19 protein-coding genes and 1 pseudogene are annotated in these 19,891 nt (G+C 36.4%); 7 read left to right on the top strand and 13 right to left on the bottom strand.

Features of this window, described 5'->3' with window-relative positions; all coding sequences use genetic code 11:
* Window positions 1-161 precede the first annotated feature (161 nt).
* The 4 genes from BN200_RS06675 to sodC all read left to right on the top strand — a co-directional run bounded on the left by BN200_RS06675 (window position 162) and on the right by sodC (window position 3,426).
* Window positions 162-1,388, top strand: coding sequence for a UbiH/UbiF family hydroxylase (locus tag BN200_RS06675; protein WP_019221770.1), 1,227 nt, complete (start codon window positions 162-164; stop codon window positions 1,386-1,388).
* 389 nt (window positions 1,389-1,777) lie between these two features.
* Window positions 1,778-2,122: a hypothetical protein gene (locus BN200_RS06670; protein WP_034989286.1), complete on the top strand. Its 345-nt coding sequence runs from the start codon at window positions 1,778-1,780 to the stop codon at window positions 2,120-2,122.
* Window positions 2,100-2,459 (top strand): hypothetical protein, encoded by a 360-nt coding sequence (locus BN200_RS06665; protein ID WP_019221768.1) that lies wholly within the window; start codon window positions 2,100-2,102, stop codon window positions 2,457-2,459. Before BN200_RS06670 ends, BN200_RS06665 begins: the two co-directional genes overlap by 23 nt.
* A gap of 439 nt (window positions 2,460-2,898) precedes the next feature.
* Window positions 2,899-3,426, top strand: a complete 528-nt coding sequence (gene sodC, locus BN200_RS06660) for a superoxide dismutase family protein (protein ID WP_019221767.1) — start codon at window positions 2,899-2,901, stop codon at window positions 3,424-3,426.
* A gap of 332 nt (window positions 3,427-3,758) precedes the next feature.
* Here sodC and BN200_RS09735 read toward each other — a convergent pair whose 3' ends face one another.
* From BN200_RS09735 to BN200_RS06620, 11 genes and pseudogenes are all read right to left on the bottom strand, one after another.
* Window positions 3,759-4,250, bottom strand: coding sequence for a hypothetical protein (locus BN200_RS09735; RefSeq protein ID WP_019221766.1), 492 nt, complete (start codon window positions 4,248-4,250; stop codon window positions 3,759-3,761).
* A 178-nt stretch (window positions 4,251-4,428) separates the two neighbouring features.
* Entirely contained in the window at window positions 4,429-4,641 is a 213-nt protein-coding gene (locus tag BN200_RS10010; protein WP_341871749.1) for a hypothetical protein, read from the bottom strand.
* A 45-nt stretch (window positions 4,642-4,686) separates the two neighbouring features.
* Window positions 4,687-4,881, bottom strand: a complete 195-nt coding sequence (locus BN200_RS10005) for a hypothetical protein (RefSeq protein ID WP_341871748.1) — start codon at window positions 4,879-4,881, stop codon at window positions 4,687-4,689.
* Window positions 4,850-5,593 (bottom strand): site-specific DNA-methyltransferase, encoded by a 744-nt coding sequence (locus BN200_RS10000; RefSeq protein WP_341871747.1) that lies wholly within the window; start codon window positions 5,591-5,593, stop codon window positions 4,850-4,852. The genes BN200_RS10005 and BN200_RS10000 overlap by 32 nt, the downstream gene beginning before the upstream one ends.
* Window positions 5,562-5,909: a hypothetical protein gene (locus BN200_RS09995; RefSeq protein ID WP_341871746.1), complete on the bottom strand. Its 348-nt coding sequence runs from the start codon at window positions 5,907-5,909 to the stop codon at window positions 5,562-5,564. Before BN200_RS09995 ends, BN200_RS10000 begins: the two co-directional genes overlap by 32 nt.
* A gap of 84 nt (window positions 5,910-5,993) precedes the next feature.
* On the bottom strand, window positions 5,994-6,395 hold the full coding sequence (locus tag BN200_RS06645; protein WP_019221765.1) for an SUF system Fe-S cluster assembly protein: 402 nt from the start codon (window positions 6,393-6,395) through the stop codon (window positions 5,994-5,996).
* A complete protein-coding gene (locus BN200_RS06640; protein ID WP_034989282.1) occupies window positions 6,388-7,632 on the bottom strand; it encodes a cysteine desulfurase in 1,245 nt (414 codons plus the stop codon). The genes BN200_RS06645 and BN200_RS06640 overlap by 8 nt, the downstream gene beginning before the upstream one ends.
* 18 nt (window positions 7,633-7,650) lie before the next feature.
* Window positions 7,651-8,910 (bottom strand): annotated as a pseudogene (sufD, locus tag BN200_RS06635) (Fe-S cluster assembly protein SufD); the annotation flags it as partial.
* 11 nt (window positions 8,911-8,921) lie between these two features.
* Window positions 8,922-9,677, bottom strand: coding sequence for a Fe-S cluster assembly ATPase SufC (gene sufC, locus BN200_RS06630; RefSeq protein WP_019221763.1), 756 nt, complete (start codon window positions 9,675-9,677; stop codon window positions 8,922-8,924).
* A 56-nt stretch (window positions 9,678-9,733) separates the two neighbouring features.
* Entirely contained in the window at window positions 9,734-11,245 is a 1,512-nt protein-coding gene (gene sufB / locus BN200_RS06625; RefSeq protein WP_019221762.1) for a Fe-S cluster assembly protein SufB, read from the bottom strand.
* A 142-nt stretch (window positions 11,246-11,387) separates the two neighbouring features.
* Window positions 11,388-12,548 (bottom strand): cysteine desulfurase family protein, encoded by a 1,161-nt coding sequence (locus BN200_RS06620; RefSeq protein WP_019221761.1) that lies wholly within the window; start codon window positions 12,546-12,548, stop codon window positions 11,388-11,390.
* Between the two features lie 183 nt (window positions 12,549-12,731).
* On the opposite strand from BN200_RS06620, the gene BN200_RS06615 reads away from it, so the two are divergent.
* From BN200_RS06615 to BN200_RS06605, 3 genes are all read left to right on the top strand, one after another.
* On the top strand, window positions 12,732-13,412 hold the full coding sequence (locus BN200_RS06615) for an alpha/beta hydrolase (protein ID WP_019221760.1): 681 nt from the start codon (window positions 12,732-12,734) through the stop codon (window positions 13,410-13,412).
* Between the two features lie 267 nt (window positions 13,413-13,679).
* Window positions 13,680-14,933 (top strand): tyrosine--tRNA ligase, encoded by a 1,254-nt coding sequence (gene tyrS / locus BN200_RS06610; protein ID WP_019221759.1) that lies wholly within the window; start codon window positions 13,680-13,682, stop codon window positions 14,931-14,933.
* A 262-nt stretch (window positions 14,934-15,195) separates the two neighbouring features.
* Entirely contained in the window at window positions 15,196-15,684 is a 489-nt protein-coding gene (locus tag BN200_RS06605; RefSeq protein ID WP_019221758.1) for a peroxiredoxin, read from the top strand.
* 361 nt (window positions 15,685-16,045) lie between these two features.
* Here BN200_RS06605 and prfB read toward each other — a convergent pair.
* Both prfB and BN200_RS06595 read right to left on the bottom strand, forming a co-directional pair.
* Window positions 16,046-17,174, bottom strand: a protein-coding gene (prfB, locus tag BN200_RS06600; protein ID WP_154645984.1) for a peptide chain release factor 2 whose coding sequence is annotated in 2 segments (ribosomal slippage) — window positions 16,046-17,104 and window positions 17,106-17,174 — 1,128 coding nt in all. Because the reading frame shifts where the segments join, the coding sequence is not laid out codon by codon here.
* A 194-nt stretch (window positions 17,175-17,368) separates the two neighbouring features.
* Window positions 17,369-19,834 (bottom strand): penicillin-binding protein 1A, encoded by a 2,466-nt coding sequence (locus tag BN200_RS06595; RefSeq protein WP_034989279.1) that lies wholly within the window; start codon window positions 19,832-19,834, stop codon window positions 17,369-17,371.
* Window positions 19,835-19,891: the final 57 nt, after the last annotated feature.

Below are 19,891 nucleotides of genomic sequence, written 5' to 3'. Positions count from 1 at the left end.
TTTCCATGGTACGATTCATCGTAAAAAAAAGCATAAAAAGGTTACTTTTTTATACTGCATTTTTTATTACATAATATAATAGGGAAATTTTATATAATAAAAAGGATTGTTCATTTAGAAACGTTAAAATATTTAGTAGATGAAAAAAGGCTTAATTAATTGTGATATTTGAAAAAAACGAGCATAAAAACATCGCTGTTATTGGAGCAGGCCCAGTTGGTATGCTAACAGCATTAAACCTTGCACATAAGGGCTATTCAGTTTGTCTTATTGGTCCGCATGTTGATAAAGACGAGTTGCGCACGACGGCCCTTATGATGCCAGCAATTCGTATGCTTCAAAAACTCAATATTTGGCATAGTGTCAAACCTCATGCAGCAGCTTTATCTTTCATTAGAATCATAGATATAACTTCTAGGATTGTGCGTGCTCCTACTGTAAATTTTTCTTCCGCTGAAATTGGTGAAGAGGCTTTTGGTTATAATATCCCTAATGTAGAATTAAACAATGCTTTAGTCGCTTCTGTCGCGCATACCCCTAATATCAAAAGATTTTTTTCTTCAGCACACTCTTTTCATCATCAACCAAATCATCTACACGTTACCCTTGCAGATGGTGGAGTTATTAAAGCATCACTTGTTGTTGCAGCTGATGGACGCGACTCTCAAACACGAGAAGCAGCAGGTATAAGTGTCAGAAAGTGGAATTATCCGCAAACAGCGCTTGTTCTCAATTTTTCTCATGATTTATCTCACCAAAATACATCGACTGAGTTTCATACAGAAAATGGTCCCTTTACACAGGTTCCACTCCCAGGACACAAATCTAGTCTTGTATGGGTTGTTAATCCTTCTCGTGCTGAAGAATTATTACATTTAAAATCAACAGAAATCGCCAAAGTGATAGAAGACCAGATGCACTCAATGCTTGGAAAGCTGACACTGGAAACACCAATTCAAGCATGGCCACTTTCAGGACTTATTTCTCATCGTTTTGCTGCCAATCGGACAATTTTAGTGGGGGAAGCAGCCCATGTCTTTCCTCCTATTGGAGCACAAGGATTAAATTTAGGGCTTCGCGATATTCAAACTTTGATTGATATTTTACCCAATAAAATATCCGATTCTAACTCTAAAATAATCGTTGCACATTATAACAAATGCCGAAAACCCGATATATTGATCCGAAGTGGATCTGTTCATATGCTCAATTCTGCTTTACTTTCTAATATGTTACCTGTTCATATCATGCGAAGCATTGGGCTTGGATTATTACGTAATTGCTCACCCTTACGCAATTTATTTACGAGAGAAGGAATGTATCCCGGATACGGATTAAAAGAAATAATGCAAACATTCCCAACCAAATCACCTAAGCATTTTCATTGATATTGTAGAGTGCGTTGTTGCACGTTACTACATTGATTTATCACATAAACAGATAAAACAGGAAAGTTCTGCTTTCATTCCATGACAAAGATTTGGACAGTGGAGTCATACAAAAGAGTAGCTCATTTTAAAAAATCTTTTTCCAAAGTTGCATTTATAAGAATCTTGCGAAAAATTTAGCAAAGAAAAAGACACGATCGTATAAAATAAGACAGATACTTTTTGCGTCTTCCTTTTTTACAAAAATAAAAAAGAAAAACGTTTTTAACTAATCACCATAAATTTTCAAAAATTTATGCCATTAAGTATAAACTAGAAAATAATCTCTTTCTGGAACCTGTTATCAATAAAAATGTTATTAAAGTATTGTTTTAAAAAATGGTAACATGATGAGATTAAGTAAAAAATTTAAATTAAGTATTATTTTTATGCTGGTTTTATGTATCTCGTCTATAGTTACAGTTTCAATAAGTGAAGTTTTCAATACTCCCTATTGTCAAATCTTTGCCTATGATTCCAAAACAGACATCAGTAAACCAGGACAAAATTCATTTACTGCTTCGCAAATTAAAAACTGCCTCATGCAAAATGGCTTTAAGGATATTAAACGATTGCGTTTAGATGACAAAGGTATTTGGCGTGCTTTAGTAGAATTTAAAAAGTGCCACTTTTTCGTATCTGTCGATTATTCTGGAACGGTTAGCATTCAAAATGAAAGACAAAAATGTGACTGATTTAAAAACTTATAGTGACGTTGCTTCTCATAGCCGTGAGAAAAGATTTTTTTTAAAAAAAATTTACCATTCTATTAAAGAGCCTGCTTTCATTGGAGGTTTAAATGGTAGCCTATCGGGAGCAATTGCAGCAATTCTAGCAGCCTATGGTTACATCGCTCTTCCAGGATTTGGTCCAATTATCGCCATGAGTATAAGTACAACACTTTCTACCGGAACGATAATTGGTGCAATAATAGGATCAATAACGGGTGTTTTTGTTGGTACATTTTGTATCTTATGGGAAACTTATATATATCACAATAATTATTTCTCTTACAAATTTCGTAATGAGTAAAAAATTTTTGTCACTTATTAGCTTGCCAAGAGACGGAAGTATTTTGTAAAAACAAAGATAATCAACAAGTTATATTTATGTATTTTAATTTTTATTAAATCAGCTATCTCAAGATGTTTAAAACGCTGATTAAGACTAAATTGTAAAAATTTTTTACCTGATTTTTCATTATATCTTAAAAAACTAATTTTCTAAGAGAATATCTTGAGGAAATATGAGTAAAATATAATTATCAATCTATAAAATCTGTATTGTCTGATAGAGAAGAGAAAGCATTTTAGCTTAAATTAATAGAAAAGTTATTACTTAAAATATAAAAATATTTTTAATTTTATTAAAATATTAATTTATAATTTTTATTTATAAAAATAATATTATTTAAATAATATTTTTCATTATATAAATATAAATTTTTAAAATAATAAGAGAAATGTGCATTATGAATAAACTTATATTTTTATTTTTAACTCAAATTGCATTTTTAAACTCTATACATAATGTATTAGCAGAATCTATGCAAGTAAAGATTTATGAACTAAAAGAAAAAAACATAAAGAGTCCTATTGGCACAATTAAAATTAAAGAAAATATATATGGTTTGATTTTTGCGCCAAATTTGTCTCATTTGCCAGAAGGTTTTCACGGTTTTCATATACATGTAAATCCTTCATGTGATACGAAAGATGGTGTAATTGGTGGAGCTGCAGGTGGACATTATGATCCTTACCATACTAACAAACATCTTGGACCTTACAATATCAACGGTCATCTTGGCGACTTACCAGCACTATATGTTGATAAGCAAGGAAGAGCGACGATGAGTGTTATTGCTCCACGTCTCAAAAAGCTTTCTGAAGTTAAAGGCCATTCAATAATAATTCATATAGGAGGAGATAATCAATCAGATAAGCCATCCCCCCTTGGCGGTGGTGGTGGACGTTTAGCATGTGGTATTATTGAAGAATAAGCCTACCCAAAACTATTTAAAGTCGTTGATATTTTTAAAGGATGAAAGAGCTTGTTTCTATTTCTGATATGTAAGAAATGAAGGTTTTTAATAATCCTCTGCTGTAAACAAAACATTTTCGGTAGTAAATTCAAAAGCTCTCCCCTTCTGATGTTAATTTTTTATTGCGCTAAAAAAACAATAAAATTTAGTAAAATTTTTTCTTTCAAGGGAGGTAAATAAAAACTTCTCAAAATGTAATTAGTAGCTTTAACGCTAATAATGTATTGCTTAAGAGCGATGAGAAATAAATTAAAAAGTTTGAAAATGATAGAAATCTGTAAGAGTAGTTCTTATGAGAAATTATTCCAATCAGACTGGCGAATCTCACCAGTTTGATAAAATTGGCGAATGAGTTTAATATAATGAAAAAAATCCTTGTTTGCCTCTAATAATCTATTAACGGTATCCCAATCAATTTCATTACGTTCTTTTGCTGGAATCATAATTTGACTCTCAGAAAAATTCTCCCTATCAAGTCTTATGAATCCAATTCCATGTAGGCTTGACAGCATTCGAAGCTCTTTTAATGTATCAACACCTGAAATTTCGCTAGCAACTAGATAACTAAAATTAGCCCATGAAGAATTGCTAACCGTTTGGAAAAATACTTGTCGTACATTTGAACGATTGATGAGGATTTTTACTTCAAAAGACCAAAGTTTTGTTTTTTTGTCAAAATAAAGCTTGATATTTTCTAAAATTCGCACCAAAATACTTAAGGCTTCATGTTGAGGATAACGGAACGATAAGCGCGCAGAAATCCTTTTTTCAACAGCGTTCATGAGAAACTCCACTTTTTACTATTCACCGAAATAAATCTAACTCTGCTTGTACAATATCTTTATCTCTTGAAGATTCTTTTACTACAGCCATTGGATTCAAGATTCGCTACATTTAAACTGTAATCATCCCTCCCCCATTCGCACTTTTCTAATACAGCACGAGGGATTTTGGTAAGTGTTAGATTTTCAAAAGATTCTGCTTTTGTATCAAAGGCTGCACAACAAATAAGCAAAGTACGATGAGGTCCAACCTCTCTTCACTGATAACACGTAGTTGTCCATGTGTCATAGCGTTTGTTGTCACATAAATATAATCTGCTTCGCTTGAATATCCTTGCATCCAATAATGATTATCATCAGGTGCATAGGTAAAGCCCATATGTTTGCACATAGCTTCTGAAAGCATAGCAGCATTATACTGGCGACTAATAATCCATTACTCCCATGGATCTTTTTGTAATAGAGAGGGCGCAAGGCGATAATAGCGAAATCCCCCACCACCTTGCCAATTGACATTTTTAGAAATACCTCCTTGATCAGTGCCATCGATCACCTGTTTCAAACGAGGAATAATATGGGTATGGCAATGCTCACCAAGTTCAATTGCGCCCCATTTTATGAGCAACGGCACCGGTAGTCCCAGAACCCGCGAAAGAATCCAATACAAGATCACCAGGATTGGTAGAAATAGTTAAAATTCTCTCTACTAACCGCTCCGGCTTAGGTGTTGAAAAAACATCTTCAGAGTTAAATTTTTTGACTTCTTGTTTTGCTTCTTGATTATGTCCGACTTTTTCTTTTAACCAAACCGTGATTGGTACTAAGCCATCTTGCACTTCTGTTTTAAAACGTTTATAGCGTGGGATGTTATCGCCATTCTGTCCAAAATAAATTCTGTTATCAGTAATTAATTCCTTCATTTTTTTCTTGCTAAAGCGCCAGCTAGTTCCAACTGGAGGCATTACTCTACGACCAGATGGAGTAATGATCTCATATATATCCTTTAGATTTGGAGTTTTAACATGACAGGGGCCTGATGCCCAAATGCCACGAGGATCATTATCAGGATTAGAATAATTTTTGCTGTTATTATCATTACGTGGAAGAAGATTTCTTTTCCAAAAATCTCTATTTTTAGCAAAAATTAATATATGATCATGGTTATCACTCAACCATCGACTATCATTAGAACGTGTATGCTTTTTTTGCCATATAACATTTGCGATAAAATTTTTACGCCCAAAAATTTCATCGCATATAACCTTAGCATAATGTGATTCACTATCGTCAAGATTAAGCCAAATACTCCCATCATCTGCAAGTAAACGATGGAGTAGTTCCAACCTGTCTCTCATAAATAAGGCTTAGCCATAAGGAATGTTCTAGACCATCTTCATAATGTTCAAATGCATTGCCTGTATTATAAGGTGGATCGATGTAGATACATTTTATCTTCCCTGTATATTCTTGTTCAAGAGATTTGAGAGCGAGTAAATTATCACCAAAAATGAGTTTATTATCAAAAATATCATCAACAGATATTTGATGCGGAGCGTGATAAGATTTTTCAAAATCTTCCAATAAAATATGGGGCTCAAGTTTTGGACGTCTTTCTTTTCCAATCCAAGTGAGTTCTAATTTTTGTTTATTATAACCCATTCAATGTCCTTAAATTTAAATGTTTACAGAAAGCCCATAAGCGCATTCATAGATTTGCTCAGTTAAACGACTTTAATAAATTATTTAATACCAGCCGACAGCAATTTGCGCTTCTTCTGACATACAATCAGGTGTCCATGGTGGATCAAATGTCATGATCACTTCAACATGCAAGACACCTTCAACGGCACTTACAGCATTTTCTACCCAACCCGGCATTTCACCGGCAACAGGACATCCAGGTGCCGTAAGCGTCATTTCAATTTTTACCGAACGATCATCTTCAATATCAATACGATAAATCAATCCTAACTCATAAATATCAGCAGGAATCTCCGGATCATAAACTGTTTTGAGAGCTGCGATAATGTCATTCGTCATACGATCAATTTCGTCTGCTGGAATTGCTGATATGTAAGATTTTTTATTTTCTCTTACAGTTTCCACAAGTTCTGTAGAATGACTCTGTTCAATTGATTCAGCCATTAAAAAATGTCCTTGTTTCCTTTAATGCCTCTACTAACTGATCAATATCTTCATAGGTATTATACATAGCTAATGATGCACGACAAACAGATGTTAAACCAAAGCGTTGTAATAAAGGCTGTGCACAATGCGTTCCTGCCCGGATAGCGACCCCTTTTCTATCTACAAACATTGCAATATCATGTGGATGAATACCTTCAATTGCAAATGATATAATAGCCCCTTTATCAGGAGAGTGACCATAAATACGTAATGAGTCAATGGTTTTCAGTTTTTCATGTGCATAAGTCAAAAGTTCCATTTCATGTGCATGAACTGTTTTTCGATCTTTCTTTTGCATATAATCAATAGCAGCAGCCAATCCAATAGCTTCAACTATAGGGGGAGTTCCCGCTTCAAAGCGGTAAGGAGGAGCATTATAAGAAACTTTATCAATTGTCACATCCTCGATCATTTCCCCGCCCCCTTGAAAAGGATGCATTTCCTCTAGCCTATGTTCCTTACCATAAAGAACACCAATACCCGTAGGACCATAAAGCTTATGACCGGTAAAAACATACCAATCACAATCAAGAGCTTGCACATCAACTGTTAAATGTATAGCTCCTTGGGAACCATCAACAAGAACAGGAATAGCATTTTGATGCGCTCGTTTAATAATTTCTTTAATAGGAGGTATAGTTCCCAATATATTGGACATATGAGTAAGAGTAACAAGCCGTGTTCTTTCGTTTAAAGCCTTTTCGAAATCTTCAATATGAAGAACACCATTTTCATCAACAGGGACAAAAACCAGCTTAACACCTTTTTGTTCACGAAGAAAATGCCAAGGAATAATATTTGAATGATGTTCCATGATAGTTAGAACAATTTCATCACCTTCCTTTAATTTCGGCATAGCCCAACCATAGGCAACAGTATTAATAGCTTCTGTTGCATTTTTTGTAAAAACAATTTCCCTAGCTGTTTGAGCATTTAAAAAAGTACGAACTGTTTCACGGGCATTTTCATAAGATTGTGTTGCTGCATTTGCTAAAAAATACATCCCTCTATGCACATTGGTGTAACTGTGTCGATAGCAATCATTCATTGCATCAAGCACTAATTGCGGTTTTTGTGCAGAAGCGCCACTGTCAAGATAAGCCAATCGTTTTCCATAAACATCACGATGCAAAAGGGGAAAATCACGTCGAATTTCTTCTACATTATAACTTAATGTCTGTACGTTATTTTCCATTTCCTCTACCTTAAACATTTTTTCTAACCATTTGCCAATGATCTTTCCCAAAACAGTCTGGATATTCTCCTGCTTTATGTCATCAATGAGCTCAGAAACAAATCCTCTAATTAAAAGACCACGAGCAGTTGTAAAAGGGATACCACGTGCCATGAGATAAAAAAGATGATCATAATTAATATTAGCAACCGTCGCGCCATGACCACATGCAACATCATCAGCGAAAATTTCTAGTTCAGGCTTTGCATTAAATTCTGCATCATCCGAAAGAATGAGACTATTACAAGCCATGCGAGCATCTGTTTTTTGAGCTTTTTGAGCAACACGTATTATCCCTTGAAACACACCAACGGCTTTATCCGTAACCACATTCCGTACAATTTCGGTTGAAGTTGATTTTTCTTCAACATGACGAACAGTCATCGTAAGATCGCTGTGTGTTTGTCCTGAGAGCAAATTGATGACCCGTAATTGAAAGTCAGACTCTTCTCCCTGTAATTCAACATCAATTTCCTGACGATTAAGTTGACTACCTATATTAATCACATAAAGCGATAATTTAGCACCTTGACTAAGGACAGCACGAAATTTACCAAACTGTGTAGAATCAAAGCCACGATTGCGAATGAGAATCCATGTAACATCACTATAAGCTGCAACATCTAATGAAAATATCGAACTGATAAAGGTCTCTTTATCATTGCCAATCTGATGTTCAACAAACACAGCTTGACTGTTTTTATCGACTTTTATATCGGAAAAGGTGTGAGATTGCCCACCCATTTGAATATTTTGTAATTCAATAGGAATATTTAATTTTGTATTTTCAGGAATATGAAAAAGCCAGCCATCCGTAACAAAAGCTGTATTTAATTGTCCAATAAAGTCTTCATCAGCAGTGACATCATCTATTTTTGCACAATTTCTTTCCAGCTCCTCTGCAAGACGTTTTACTGTAACACCTGATATGTCTGAGTATGTAAGTGTTTTACCGTTTTCAATGGAAAATACGTGACTTTCTGAAAGTAATCTGTCAACTAATTGCCCATTATTTTCTGGTGAAAAATGACTCACAGATTTTAATAATGTGCGCAAATTAGTATAGTGCCAATTTTCTATTTTACGTGAAGGAAGTCTTGAGGTCTGAAACAATTCAATAGCTTTTTTACGGACTTCTTGCACCGTCTTATCGCCAGGTAAATTGTTCACACACCGATTGAAATTACCAAGTATCTCTTCTTCAACCGTTAACAATTCTTGTTGCGAATTTACATTCATATTTGATGACCTCAAGCCGCTTGTCTGATAAGATCAGCATATCCGTTCTGTTCTAAATAAAGCGCTAATGATTTATCTCCGCTTTTAATAATGCGTCCTTTATAAAGAACATGCACTGTATCAGGAATAATATAATTAAGCAGCCGTTGATAATGCGTAATAACTAAAAATGAACGCTTTGGATCACGCAGCTTATTGACACCATCTGCAACAATTTTTAGTGCATCAATATCTAAACCAGAGTCCGTTTCATCTAAAATACAAAGTTTAGGTTCAAGAAGTGCCATTTGTAAAATTTCAGCTCGTTTTTTTTCTCCACCTGAAAAGCCTACATTTAACGGACGTTTGAGCATATCCATATCTATTTCAAGTTTGGAAGAAATTTCCTTAACACATTTTATAAATTCAGGAATTTTAAGCTCTTGGTCACCACGCGCTTTGCGTTGAGAATTCATTGCAACTTTTAAAAATTCCATCATTGCTACCCCAGGTATTTCCATTGGATATTGAAATGCAAGAAAAACACCATATGCGGCACGTTCTGCTGGATCCATTTCTAAAAGTGATTGTCCATTATAAAGGATATCGCCATCTATTACTTCATAATCATCACGACCAGCGAGCAAATAAGACAAGGTAGACTTTCCAGCCCCATTTTGCCCCATGATAGCAGCAACCTCACCATCTGCAACAGTCAAGTTTAAACCACGAATAACCTCTGTATCGGTCCCAACAATACGGGCACGTAAATCCTTTATCTCTAACATCATTTCATTCCTGTTCTGGCTGTTTCATGTCAAGTGTGTTTCTTTACTTAAAACAATTATCCCACACTACCCTCAAGACTGATCCCAATAAGCTTTTGTGCTTCGACAGCAAATTCCATAGGAAGTTTCTGAATAACTTCTTTTACAAAACCATTCACAATTAATGCGATTGCTTCTTCTTCTGGAATTCCCCGCTGCATAACATAAAAAAGCTGATCATCAGAAATTTTTGATGTTGTTGCTTCATGTTCAAATTGTGCTGTCGCATTTTTTGCTTCAATATAAGGTACCGTATGAGCACCACAATCATTGCCAATTAACAAACTATCACATTGCGTAAAATTACGCGCATTGTGTGCTTTTCGATGCGCGGTGACTTGTCCTCGATAAGTATTATTTGAAAAACCAGCAGAAATACCTTTGGAAACAATACGGCTGGATGTATTTTTTCCTAAGTGAATCATTTTTGTACCGGAATCGATTTGTTGATAACCATTTGCTACAGCAATAGAATAAAATTCCCCCCGTGAGTTGTCACCACGAAGGAGGCAAGAGGGATATTTCCAAGTAATTGCAGAACCAGTCTCGATCTGTGTCCATGAGATTTTCGAATTATCACCCCGACAATCTCCACGCTTTGTCACAAAATTATAAATACCACCATTGCCCTCTTTATCGCCAGGATACCAATTTTGTACTGTAGAATATTTGATTTCTGCATTTTTCAGCGCAACGAGCTCAACAACGGCAGCATGTAGTTGATTTTCATCACGTTGGGGTGCCGTACACCCTTCAAGATAGGAAACGTAAGAATCGTCATCGGCAATAATTAATGTTCTCTCAAATTGTCCTGTATTGCGTTCATTAATCCTAAAATAGGTTGAAAGTTCCATAGGACAACGAACCCCTTTGGGAATATAAACAAATGAACCATCTGTAAAAACAGCTGCATTTAAAGCTGCGTAATAATTATCTCCTACAGGTACAACTGTTCCTAAATATTGTTTAATAAGAGCAGAATGTTTTATAATTGCTTCTGAAATGGAGCAAAAAATAACACCAGCACGCGCTAATTCTTTTTTAAATGTCGTCACAACAGAAACGGAATCGAAGACTGCATCAACAGCTACCTGTCCTGACGCATAGACACTCTCATCAAAAGTAGAAGGATCAGATTGTTTTCTTACTCCTGCTAAAATTTCTTGCTCTTTAAGTGGAATGCCAAGTTTTTCATAAGTTGCCAACAACTCAGGATCCACTTCCTCCAAGGATTTTGGTCCTGTATGATTTTTAGGAGCGGCATAATAATGAAGTTCCTGAAAATTGATTTTAGGATATTCAATACGTGCCCAATCAGGCTCTTGCATTGTCAACCAACGGCGAAAAGCTTGTAAACGCCATTTTAGCATCCATTCAGGTTCACGCTTTTTAGCAGAAATAAATCTGATAATATCTTCACTTAAACCTTTTGGAGCTTTGTCTGTTTTAATTTTCGTTTCAAAGCCGTATTTATATTGATCAACATCTATTTCACGGACCTGACGTATTGTTTCTTGTACAGCCGGCATCAATTTTCTCCATTTGAAGGCGTCAAGAATTGGTGATTAAATGTCTTGTTTTTTTACAAGAGTGAAGCAAGCACTTCATTTTATAGGCTATATGCAAAGTGGAAAAATTTCAATCAAGCTTACTTCATTTTTTAAAATAATTCTAATTTTTATAAACTTCACCTTTTTTCTTATTTATAATTTGAGAAAAAAACAATAAAAAATCATCAATATCTTTGGAAGTTGTGCATCGTCCTATTGAAATGCGGATTGCACCATGTGGAACATGATATCCCATTGCCTCTAAGACGCGACTTTGTTTTACTTTTCCTGAAGAGCAAGCAGAGCCTGCTGATACGGAAAATCCTGCCAAATCGAAACTGATTTGCAAAGTTTCAGCTTTTATATCGGGCACAGTGAAATAAGTTGTGTTTGGTAAACGCTGAACTCTTTTGCCGAAAATTTCAATATCATGACATATTTTCCGTATTCCATCCTCTAATTTATGGCGTAAAGAGAGCAATTGCTTTATCTCTTCTTGGTTGTAGCAATCAGCTATTGCAGCCCCAAAAGCAGCAATAAGCGGCAATGCTTCTGTTCCTCCACGCAAACCTTTTTCTTGCCCTCCTCCAACAATAAGAGGATGTGGCATCAAAAGGTTCCCGGATGCAACAAAAGCACCAATTCCTTTAGGTCCGCCAATTTTATGTGCAGACAGTATAAAAAAATCTCCTCCCATCTGATGAATATCAACAAAATTTTTGTCTATATATTGTGTCAAATCAACAATAAGGATACCTCCAGAATCCCTCACAATAGCAGCTATTTCTTTTATGTGTTGCATAACACCTGTTTCACCATTTGCGGCTTGAATAGCAACAAGAGGAAGTCCCTTTGTTTTATTGTGAAGGCTTAAAAGAGAGACTAATTTATCTTGTTGAATAAGTCCATCTTGATCAACAGCAATTGTGCTCATGTATTCTTTTGGAAAACGTCCGCCTTCAGCAACAGATGGATGTTCAGTAGCTCCAATGTAAAGATGAGAAAATTGAATTTTAGAGCTTCCCATATTATAAAAGGGCGTTAATAAAGTCATGGCTGCTTCACTCGCACCAGACGTAAATACAACATGATCTGGATTTGTATTGAGACTTTTAGCGATTTGTCGACGTGCTTTTTGTAATAAAGCTTTAGCAGCACGTCCTTCGGTATGAACGGATGAGGGATTACCAAAGATCTCTAAAGATTCCAGTAATGCCAACTGCGCCGTCTTCTTAAGCGGTGTTGTCGCGTTATGATCAAAATATCGACGTTTTACAATCATTTTACATCGCAATCATTAATCTTTAAGAATTGATTTTTAAAAAGTAGTGCAATTTTCTTGAAAAATGCACCCAAAACAGAATATCTAAACGGTTCATGAAAATGAAATGATTATATAAAGTAGATAAAAAGTAATAATAAGCCAAGGTTAATGAAAGCTTTTATAGCATTTAAGGAGCATTTGATGCCAGAAATTATTTTTAATGGTCCCGCAGGTCGGCTTGAAGGACGTTATCAACCTTCACAACAAAAAAATGCACCAATTGCCATTATTTTGCACCCTCATCCTCAATTTGGTGGGACGATGAATAATAAAATTGTTTATGATCTCTTCTACATGTTTCAACAACGTGGTTTTACAACATTGCGTTTTAACTTTCGTGGTATTGGTCGTAGTCAGGGCGAATTTGATTATGGAATAGGAGAACTTTCAGATGCTGCTGCTGCACTCGATTGGGTGCAAACACAACATCCTGATTCTAAAAACTGCTGGGTTGCTGGATATTCATTTGGTGCTTGGATCGGTATGCAACTTTTAATGCGCAGACCAGAAATTGAAAGCTTTATATCTGTTGCTCCTCAACCTAATATTTATGACTTTTCATTTCTTGCTCCTTGTCCCTCCTCTGGGCTTATTATTCATGGTGACATTGATAAGGTCGCCCCTCCAAAAGATGTTCAAACGCTTGTCGATAAATTAAAAACCCAAAAAGGCATCACGATTACACAAGAAATACTGGAAGGTGCTAACCATTTTTTTAGCGGATGCAATCAGGAACTTATTGAACGCTGTGCACAATATTTGGATAATCATCTTGCAAGTGAGTTCCTCACTTCTCCACCTGAAATACTTTCACTTACTTAGGAAGTCTCGAAATCTATAAAAAATAAAAAACACTCTGATAGCGGGTATGTTCCTTATTTTTTATGTTTTTTTAACAGATTTCCTTTCAAAGAACGTGTCTTGCTCTCAGTAAAAAACGTTTCTCCCTAAAGCATAAAAGCAGAGTAACTTCTGTATCAAAGGCAATGTTTTTCATTCTCTTGTGAGATATGCGTTATCTATGTTAGAGAAACTGTATAAGCAATCTATTCTATAAACAAATGCAATATTTATCAGGAAATAAAATCTGTGTCTGCCTTTAAATCTGATTTTTTAAACATTATGAGCGAACGTGGTTTTATCCACCAAATTTCCGATGAAACGGGCTTAGATGCTCTTTTTTCAAAAGAAGTTGTTAGTGCCTATATTGGATTCGACCCTACAGCATCAAGCCTTCATGCTGGCAATCTTCTTCAAATTATGATGCTTTATTGGTTACAAAAAACTGGTCATCGCCCCATTACATTGATGGGTGGAGGAACTGGATTAATCGGTGATCCTTCTTTCAAGGATAAAGCGCGACGTCTTCTCACACAAGATGATATTGCTGCAAATATCGCTGGTATTAAAAAGGTATTTTCTCACTATTTAACATTCGGTGAGAGAGAAACCGATGCATGCATTGTCAATAATGCTGAATGGCTGTGCACTTTAAACTACTTAGAATTTTTGCGTGATGTAGGAAAACATTTTTCCGTTAACCGTATGTTGTCATTTGATTCTGTCAGACTGAGACTTGAACGCGAACATTCTTTATCCTTCTTAGAATTTAATTATATGATCCTACAAGCTTATGATTTTGTTGAACTTTATAAGCGTTATGGGCTCCGCATGCAAATGGGTGGCTCTGATCAATGGGGTAATATTGTCAATGGAATTGAGTTAGGACATCGCTTAGGAACACCACAGTTATATGCTCTCACTTCACCATTATTGACAACATCTTCCGGCGCAAAAATGGGTAAATCATTAAACGGAGCTGTCTGGCTTAATGCTGATATGCTATCACCTTATCAATTTTGGCAATATTGGCGGAACACAGAAGATGCTGATGTCATACGGTTTTTAAAACTTTATACTCCATTGCCAATGGATGAGATTCTTAAGCTTTCTGCGTTACAAGGCACTGAAATTAATGAAGCAAAGAAAATTCTTGCAACAGAAATTACAGCAATGTTACACGGACGCGATTTTGCAGATGCCGCAGCAGAAACTGCTCGTAAAACTTTTGAAGAAAAAACTCTCGGAGAAAATCTTCCAACTATTGAAATGAGTGCCTCAGATTTAAAAACGGGTACTGGATTGCTGATTCTTTTAGTACAAGCAGGACTCGCTAAATCGAATAGTGAAGCGCGCCGCCATATTCAAGGCGGAGGTGTTCGTGTCAATGATTACATTATTGAGGACGAAGCATACCTTATTCGCGAAGACGATATCAATGCACAAGGAATCATTAAACTTTCGTTCGGTAAGAAAAAACATGTTTTAATAAAACCGCTTTAATCCATTTATAATTTTTTATTCTTATTTTACAACTTTTTATAGTTTTTTATAGTGGAGTGATGTGCAAGATTTGCGCTTCTCATGCTCATCTTATTTTCTCAATTAATCGTTATCCTATAATTTGTTCTTTGATAAAAAGAGAGAACAATTCTTCAAAATAATTGTATTTTAGAGAGTTGAAGAATGATTTCTATGATTTATTCTCTTCATGGTCATATATATTCTCATATGCGCTCTTTACGCAAAAAAGAAAGGCACAACAATGACAAAACAAATGAAAGGTACTCACGCTCCTGATTTCAATTTGCCACGCGATGGTGGAGGTCAATTATCTCTCTCTGATCTTCAAGGAAAAATGATTGTTTTATATTTTTACCCGAAGGATGACACCAGTGGCTGCACAAGTGAAGCCCTTGATTTTACAAGACTAAAGGCAAAATTTGATGAAATCGGGGTTGTTATTATTGGGATGTCTCCGGACAATGTTAAAAAACATGATAAATTTAAGACAAAACACGCGCTTGATATCATCCTTGTTTCCGATGAAGAAAAAACAACGCTTGAAGCTTATGGTGTTTGGGTTGAAAAAAGCATGTATGGACGCAAATATATGGGCGTTGAACGAAGCACTTTTTTAATCGATTCAACTGGAATAATAGCAAAAGAATGGCGCAAAGTCAGCGTATCGGGACATGCCGAAAATGTTTTAACTGCTGCTACAGTTTTACATCATAATGGTTCGTCAATTTAGTCATGCAACGCCTCTATAAAAATGAAAGCCACCCTCCTCAATTGGCTTTTATCTTATAATGCTGTAAAATCCTGTCATTTATGGCAGTGATATGGACATGCTTCGTATACTCAGTATTTAGAGAGTATGATGAGTATTTATTGCAGAGCTTTCTCGTGGATTCTCTCAAGAAAATCATACAAATATCAGCAGTGGAAACCTACCCAGAGAAGCCGGAGTTTTTAAAAACCATCTGCTAGTAAGGATTTTTGTCCCTTAAAGCAAGAAGAAAATCAATTCACTAACTTGGTAAATCTGGTCTAGTGGAGTGAAAAACAAGTTAAGCAAGCATCCTAAAAAGTTGAAAAAGATTATACTTTAATTAATCAATATCCTCAACTTCTTGGTTTTTTCCGTAAACACGCCTAGCGAGTGCGGCTTCTATGAAGGAATCTAAATCGCCATTAAGTACGGACTGTGGATCAGTATTTTCAACACCTGTGCGCAAATCTTTAACAAGTTGATAGGGCTGAAGAACATAGGATCTAATTTGATGCCCCCACCCTATTTCCGTTTTAGAAGCTTCAACAGAATTTGTTTCTTCTTCTCTCTTTTTGAGTTCCTCTTCATAAAGTCTTGCACGCAACATAGACCAGGCTGTTGCTCGATTTTTATGCTGAGAACGCTCTGTCTGACATTGAACAACGATACCTGTTTTTATATGTGTAATACGAACTGCAGAATCTGTCGTATTAACATGTTGTCCTCCAGCGCCTGATGCACGATATGTATCAATACGAACATCTGCCTCTGAAACATCAACTTCAATATTCTCCTCAATAACTGGGTAGACCCAAATACTTGCGAAAGAGGTATGACGTTTTGCATTTGAATCAAACGGTGAAATGCGTACCAAACGATGTACACCTGACTCCGTCTTCAACAGACCATACGCATTATGCCCTTTTACGAGAAGAGTCGCTGATTTTATTCCGGCTTCTTCCCCATCGTGAATTTCTAAGATTTCAACCTTCATTTTATGCTGTTCAGCCCAACGCATATACATGCGTAACAGCATAGAAGCCCAATCTTGACTTTCCGTACCTCCAGCACCAGCATGCACTTCTAGATACGTATCATTCTGATCAGCTTCTCCTGAAAGAAGCACATCAATTTGTCTTCTATCTATTTCACTCTTAAGATTACGTATTAAATTTTCTGCATCAGTGATAATTTCAATATCACTTTCTTCCTCACCCATTGCGATTAATTCAATGCACTCTTCAAGTGTTTTTGTAAAGGATCGAATACCATTAATGGAATCATCAAGACGTTGGCGCTCACGCATCATATCCTGCGCTTGTTGCGCATTATTCCAAAGTGTTGGATCTTCTGCTTTTTGATTGAGATATTCGAGACGCTTGAGAGATTGGTCCCAGTCAAAGATGCCCCCTTAGCAACTGAATTGCTTGTTGGATTTCATCAACTAATGTTTCTATTTCCGCTCGCATAATTTAACACCAATCCTTTTTATTTTTTAAAATTCTTTTAGAGTTATGCATTTTAGCATTTTTATAAATTCAAGGGTCATATTAGAATCCAGCATAACTTCGATTCCTTAAGCTCTTTGACTGTAGCTATACTACAAAAAAACAGAGAAAAATCCTTTCTCTCTGCCAGTTATCTCAAAAAAGATTCTTATCGATTAATACAACCCACCCGTACCACTTTCAAGAGCCTTGTTGACTTGCGGAGAAGTCGTTATTACAGGAACGCCTTCTTGAAAAGAGTTTGTACTTCCAATGACTTGATATATATCAGCGGGTCCGGTTCCTGGTTTAAAGGCTTCTATAATAACATCTTGCTCTCCTCTTTCCGCAAGCATACCTGTCTTACGATTAATAGGCATTAAAATCATACCTTCTGGCATTTTAAATGGTACATCTGGCTTTCCTTTCAAAGCCGCTGCCATAAACTCACCAAAAATAGGCGCTGCCAATGAACTTCCCGTTCCATTATATCCTAAAGGTGCGGGTTGATCGTAACCAACAAAAATACCAACGACAAGATCAGGGGTAAATCCCATAAACCATACATCTTTAGAATCATTGGTTGTTCCTGTTTTAGCGGCAATATGTCGATTGAGATAACGTAAACGCGCAGCTGTACCGCGTTGAACAACCCCTTCCATCATTGAAGTAATCTGATAAGCTGTCATAGGATCAAGAACTTGATCTCGCTCATCAATCAGTGTGGGTTCACCTTGATTATCCCATGATTGAGCATTACAATTCTCACAAAGACGATCATCATGACGGTAAATCGTTTTCCCATAACGATCTTGAATTCGATCTATCAGAGAAGGATGAATAGAGCGCCCCCCATTGGCTATCACTGAATAAGCTGTAACCATCCTCAGAACTGTTGTTTCAGCGGCTCCTAAGGCCATGGGAAGATAAGGTTGCAATTTATCGACAACACCAAAACGCTCTGCATATTCAGCAACAAGAGGCATTCCCATATCGTTAGCAAGGCGTATTGTCATAAGATTACGAGAATGTTCAATGCCATAACGCAACGTCGAAGGTCCCGCAAAGGTGCCACCATAATTTTTGGGTTGCCAAATCTCACCATTATATTGGCGAATTTCTATAGGACCATCTAAAACAACGGATGCTGGTGTATATCCATTGTCAAGTGCAGCTGCATACACAAAAGGCTTGAAAGCAGAACCAGGCTGACGATAAGCTTGTGTTGCACGATTGAATTCAGAAGCTGCAAAAGAAAATCCTCCCACCATTGCAAGAACACGCCCTGTATGAGGTTCCATAGCAACAATTGCACCTTCAACCTTTGGAATTTGTTGTAAACGATACCTATTATCCGTATTTGATACTTTCTCAACAAAAACAACATCTCCAACTTGTAGAACATGCGACAAATTCTGAACAGTTCTTCGATAGCCATTTTCTTTCACAATATGTAATGCCCATTGTGAATCAGCTTCAGATAAAACAGCAATTTCCCGTTTTGTTGATAATAAACCTGAATCCTCGCGCTGTGGCTGTAAACCAATCTCTACTTTATGAGCATTAGAAGAAAGAACAACAGCTAACCGCCATTCAGGAACATCACTTAACCCTGCGATATTTGCAAGTTCTACACCCCAATCATCTTTCTTATCAATACGTCCGTAAGCTCCGCGCCATCCTTGTGAATGATCAAATTTAATGAGTCCATTGTGCAAAGCACGCCTAGCAATAAGTTGCAAATGAGGATCAAGCGTTGTACGAATTGAAAGTCCACCTTCATAAAGTGTTTTTGCTCCATAGCGATGCATTAGACGGCGCCGCACTTCTTCAGTAAAATAGTCAGCAGCAAAAACGTAGTTATCGCTCCCCCGTATCGTGACTCCTAGTGGTTTTGCTTTAGCTTCTTCACCTTGTTCACGTGTGACATATCCATTTGCAACCATCCGATCGATAACCCAATTGCGCCGATTAATAGCCCGTTGTGTATTTTTGAATGGATCATAATTTGCTGGACCTTTCGGAAGAGCAGCCAAATAAGCACACTGCTCTAAGGTCAAATCATTGACGGATTTATTGAAATAGGTCAAAGAGGCTGCTGCAATACCATAAGTACTCCGACCAAGATAAATTTCATTGAGATAAAGTTCAAGAATATGATCTTTCGAGTAGGTTTTCTCAATACGCATCGCTAGGATAGCTTCTTTTAATTTACGCTCCAACGTTGCGTCTGAACTTAAAAGAAAGTTTTTAGCAACTTGTTGTGTAATCGTTGAAGCCCCTTCCGGACGTTTTCCAGAACCAATATTACGGATATTATTGATTAAGGCTCTAGAAAGCCCTTCGGGATCTAAACCAAAATGATGATAAAAATTTTTATCTTCGGCCGAAATAAAAGCATCTTTAAGCTGTTTGGGTATTGATTGAATTGGTAAATAGAGGCGACGTTTTGTAGCAAATTCTGCCATAAGGCTCCCATCAGACGCATGGACACGCGTCATTACAGGTGGCTCATAGAGCGAAAGAACCTCGTAATCAGGAAGCGCATTGTCCTGACTTTTTGCTATTACTCTTTGCGCCCCCCCTCCCAACAAACCAATTGCACCAACAAAACTTAGAAGATATCTAAAAAAAATCATCATCAAAACGGCTATCGCTTTCTTTAGAATAAGCTTAAAAAAACACATTATCTTATCAAG

The sequence above is a fragment of the Bartonella senegalensis OS02 genome, assembly GCF_000312545.1.
In the GTDB taxonomy this organism is placed as follows: domain Bacteria; phylum Pseudomonadota; class Alphaproteobacteria; order Rhizobiales; family Rhizobiaceae; genus Bartonella; species Bartonella senegalensis.
Note: the sequence above shows the minus strand (reverse complement) of the source record. Positions and strands in the feature narration are given on the sequence as shown.

Coding starts and splice junctions, on each gene's coding strand:
- BN200_RS09995 (WP_341871746.1), bottom strand. CDS start 5,909: ATGGGTTATAATAAACAAAAATTAGAACTCACTTGGATTGGAAAAGAA.
- BN200_RS09735 (WP_019221766.1), bottom strand. CDS start 4,250: ATGAACGCTGTTGAAAAAAGGATTTCTGCGCGCTTATCGTTCCGTTAT.
- BN200_RS06665 (WP_019221768.1), top strand. CDS start 2,100: ATGAAAGACAAAAATGTGACTGATTTAAAAACTTATAGTGACGTTGCT.
- BN200_RS06645 (WP_019221765.1), bottom strand. CDS start 6,395: ATGGCTGAATCAATTGAACAGAGTCATTCTACAGAACTTGTGGAAACT.
- sodC (WP_019221767.1), top strand. CDS start 2,899: ATGAATAAACTTATATTTTTATTTTTAACTCAAATTGCATTTTTAAAC.
- BN200_RS06670 (WP_034989286.1), top strand. CDS start 1,778: ATGAGATTAAGTAAAAAATTTAAATTAAGTATTATTTTTATGCTGGTT.
- BN200_RS06605 (WP_019221758.1), top strand. CDS start 15,196: ATGACAAAACAAATGAAAGGTACTCACGCTCCTGATTTCAATTTGCCA.
- BN200_RS06640 (WP_034989282.1), bottom strand. CDS start 7,632: ATGGAAAATAACGTACAGACATTAAGTTATAATGTAGAAGAAATTCGA.
- sufC (WP_019221763.1), bottom strand. CDS start 9,677: ATGTTAGAGATAAAGGATTTACGTGCCCGTATTGTTGGGACCGATACA.
- sufB (WP_019221762.1), bottom strand. CDS start 11,245: ATGCCGGCTGTACAAGAAACAATACGTCAGGTCCGTGAAATAGATGTT.
- BN200_RS06620 (WP_019221761.1), bottom strand. CDS start 12,548: ATGATTGTAAAACGTCGATATTTTGATCATAACGCGACAACACCGCTT.
- BN200_RS10010 (WP_341871749.1), bottom strand. CDS start 4,641: ATGTGCAAACATATGGGCTTTACCTATGCACCTGATGATAATCATTAT.
- BN200_RS06595 (WP_034989279.1), bottom strand. CDS start 19,834: ATGATGATTTTTTTTAGATATCTTCTAAGTTTTGTTGGTGCAATTGGT.
- BN200_RS06615 (WP_019221760.1), top strand. CDS start 12,732: ATGCCAGAAATTATTTTTAATGGTCCCGCAGGTCGGCTTGAAGGACGT.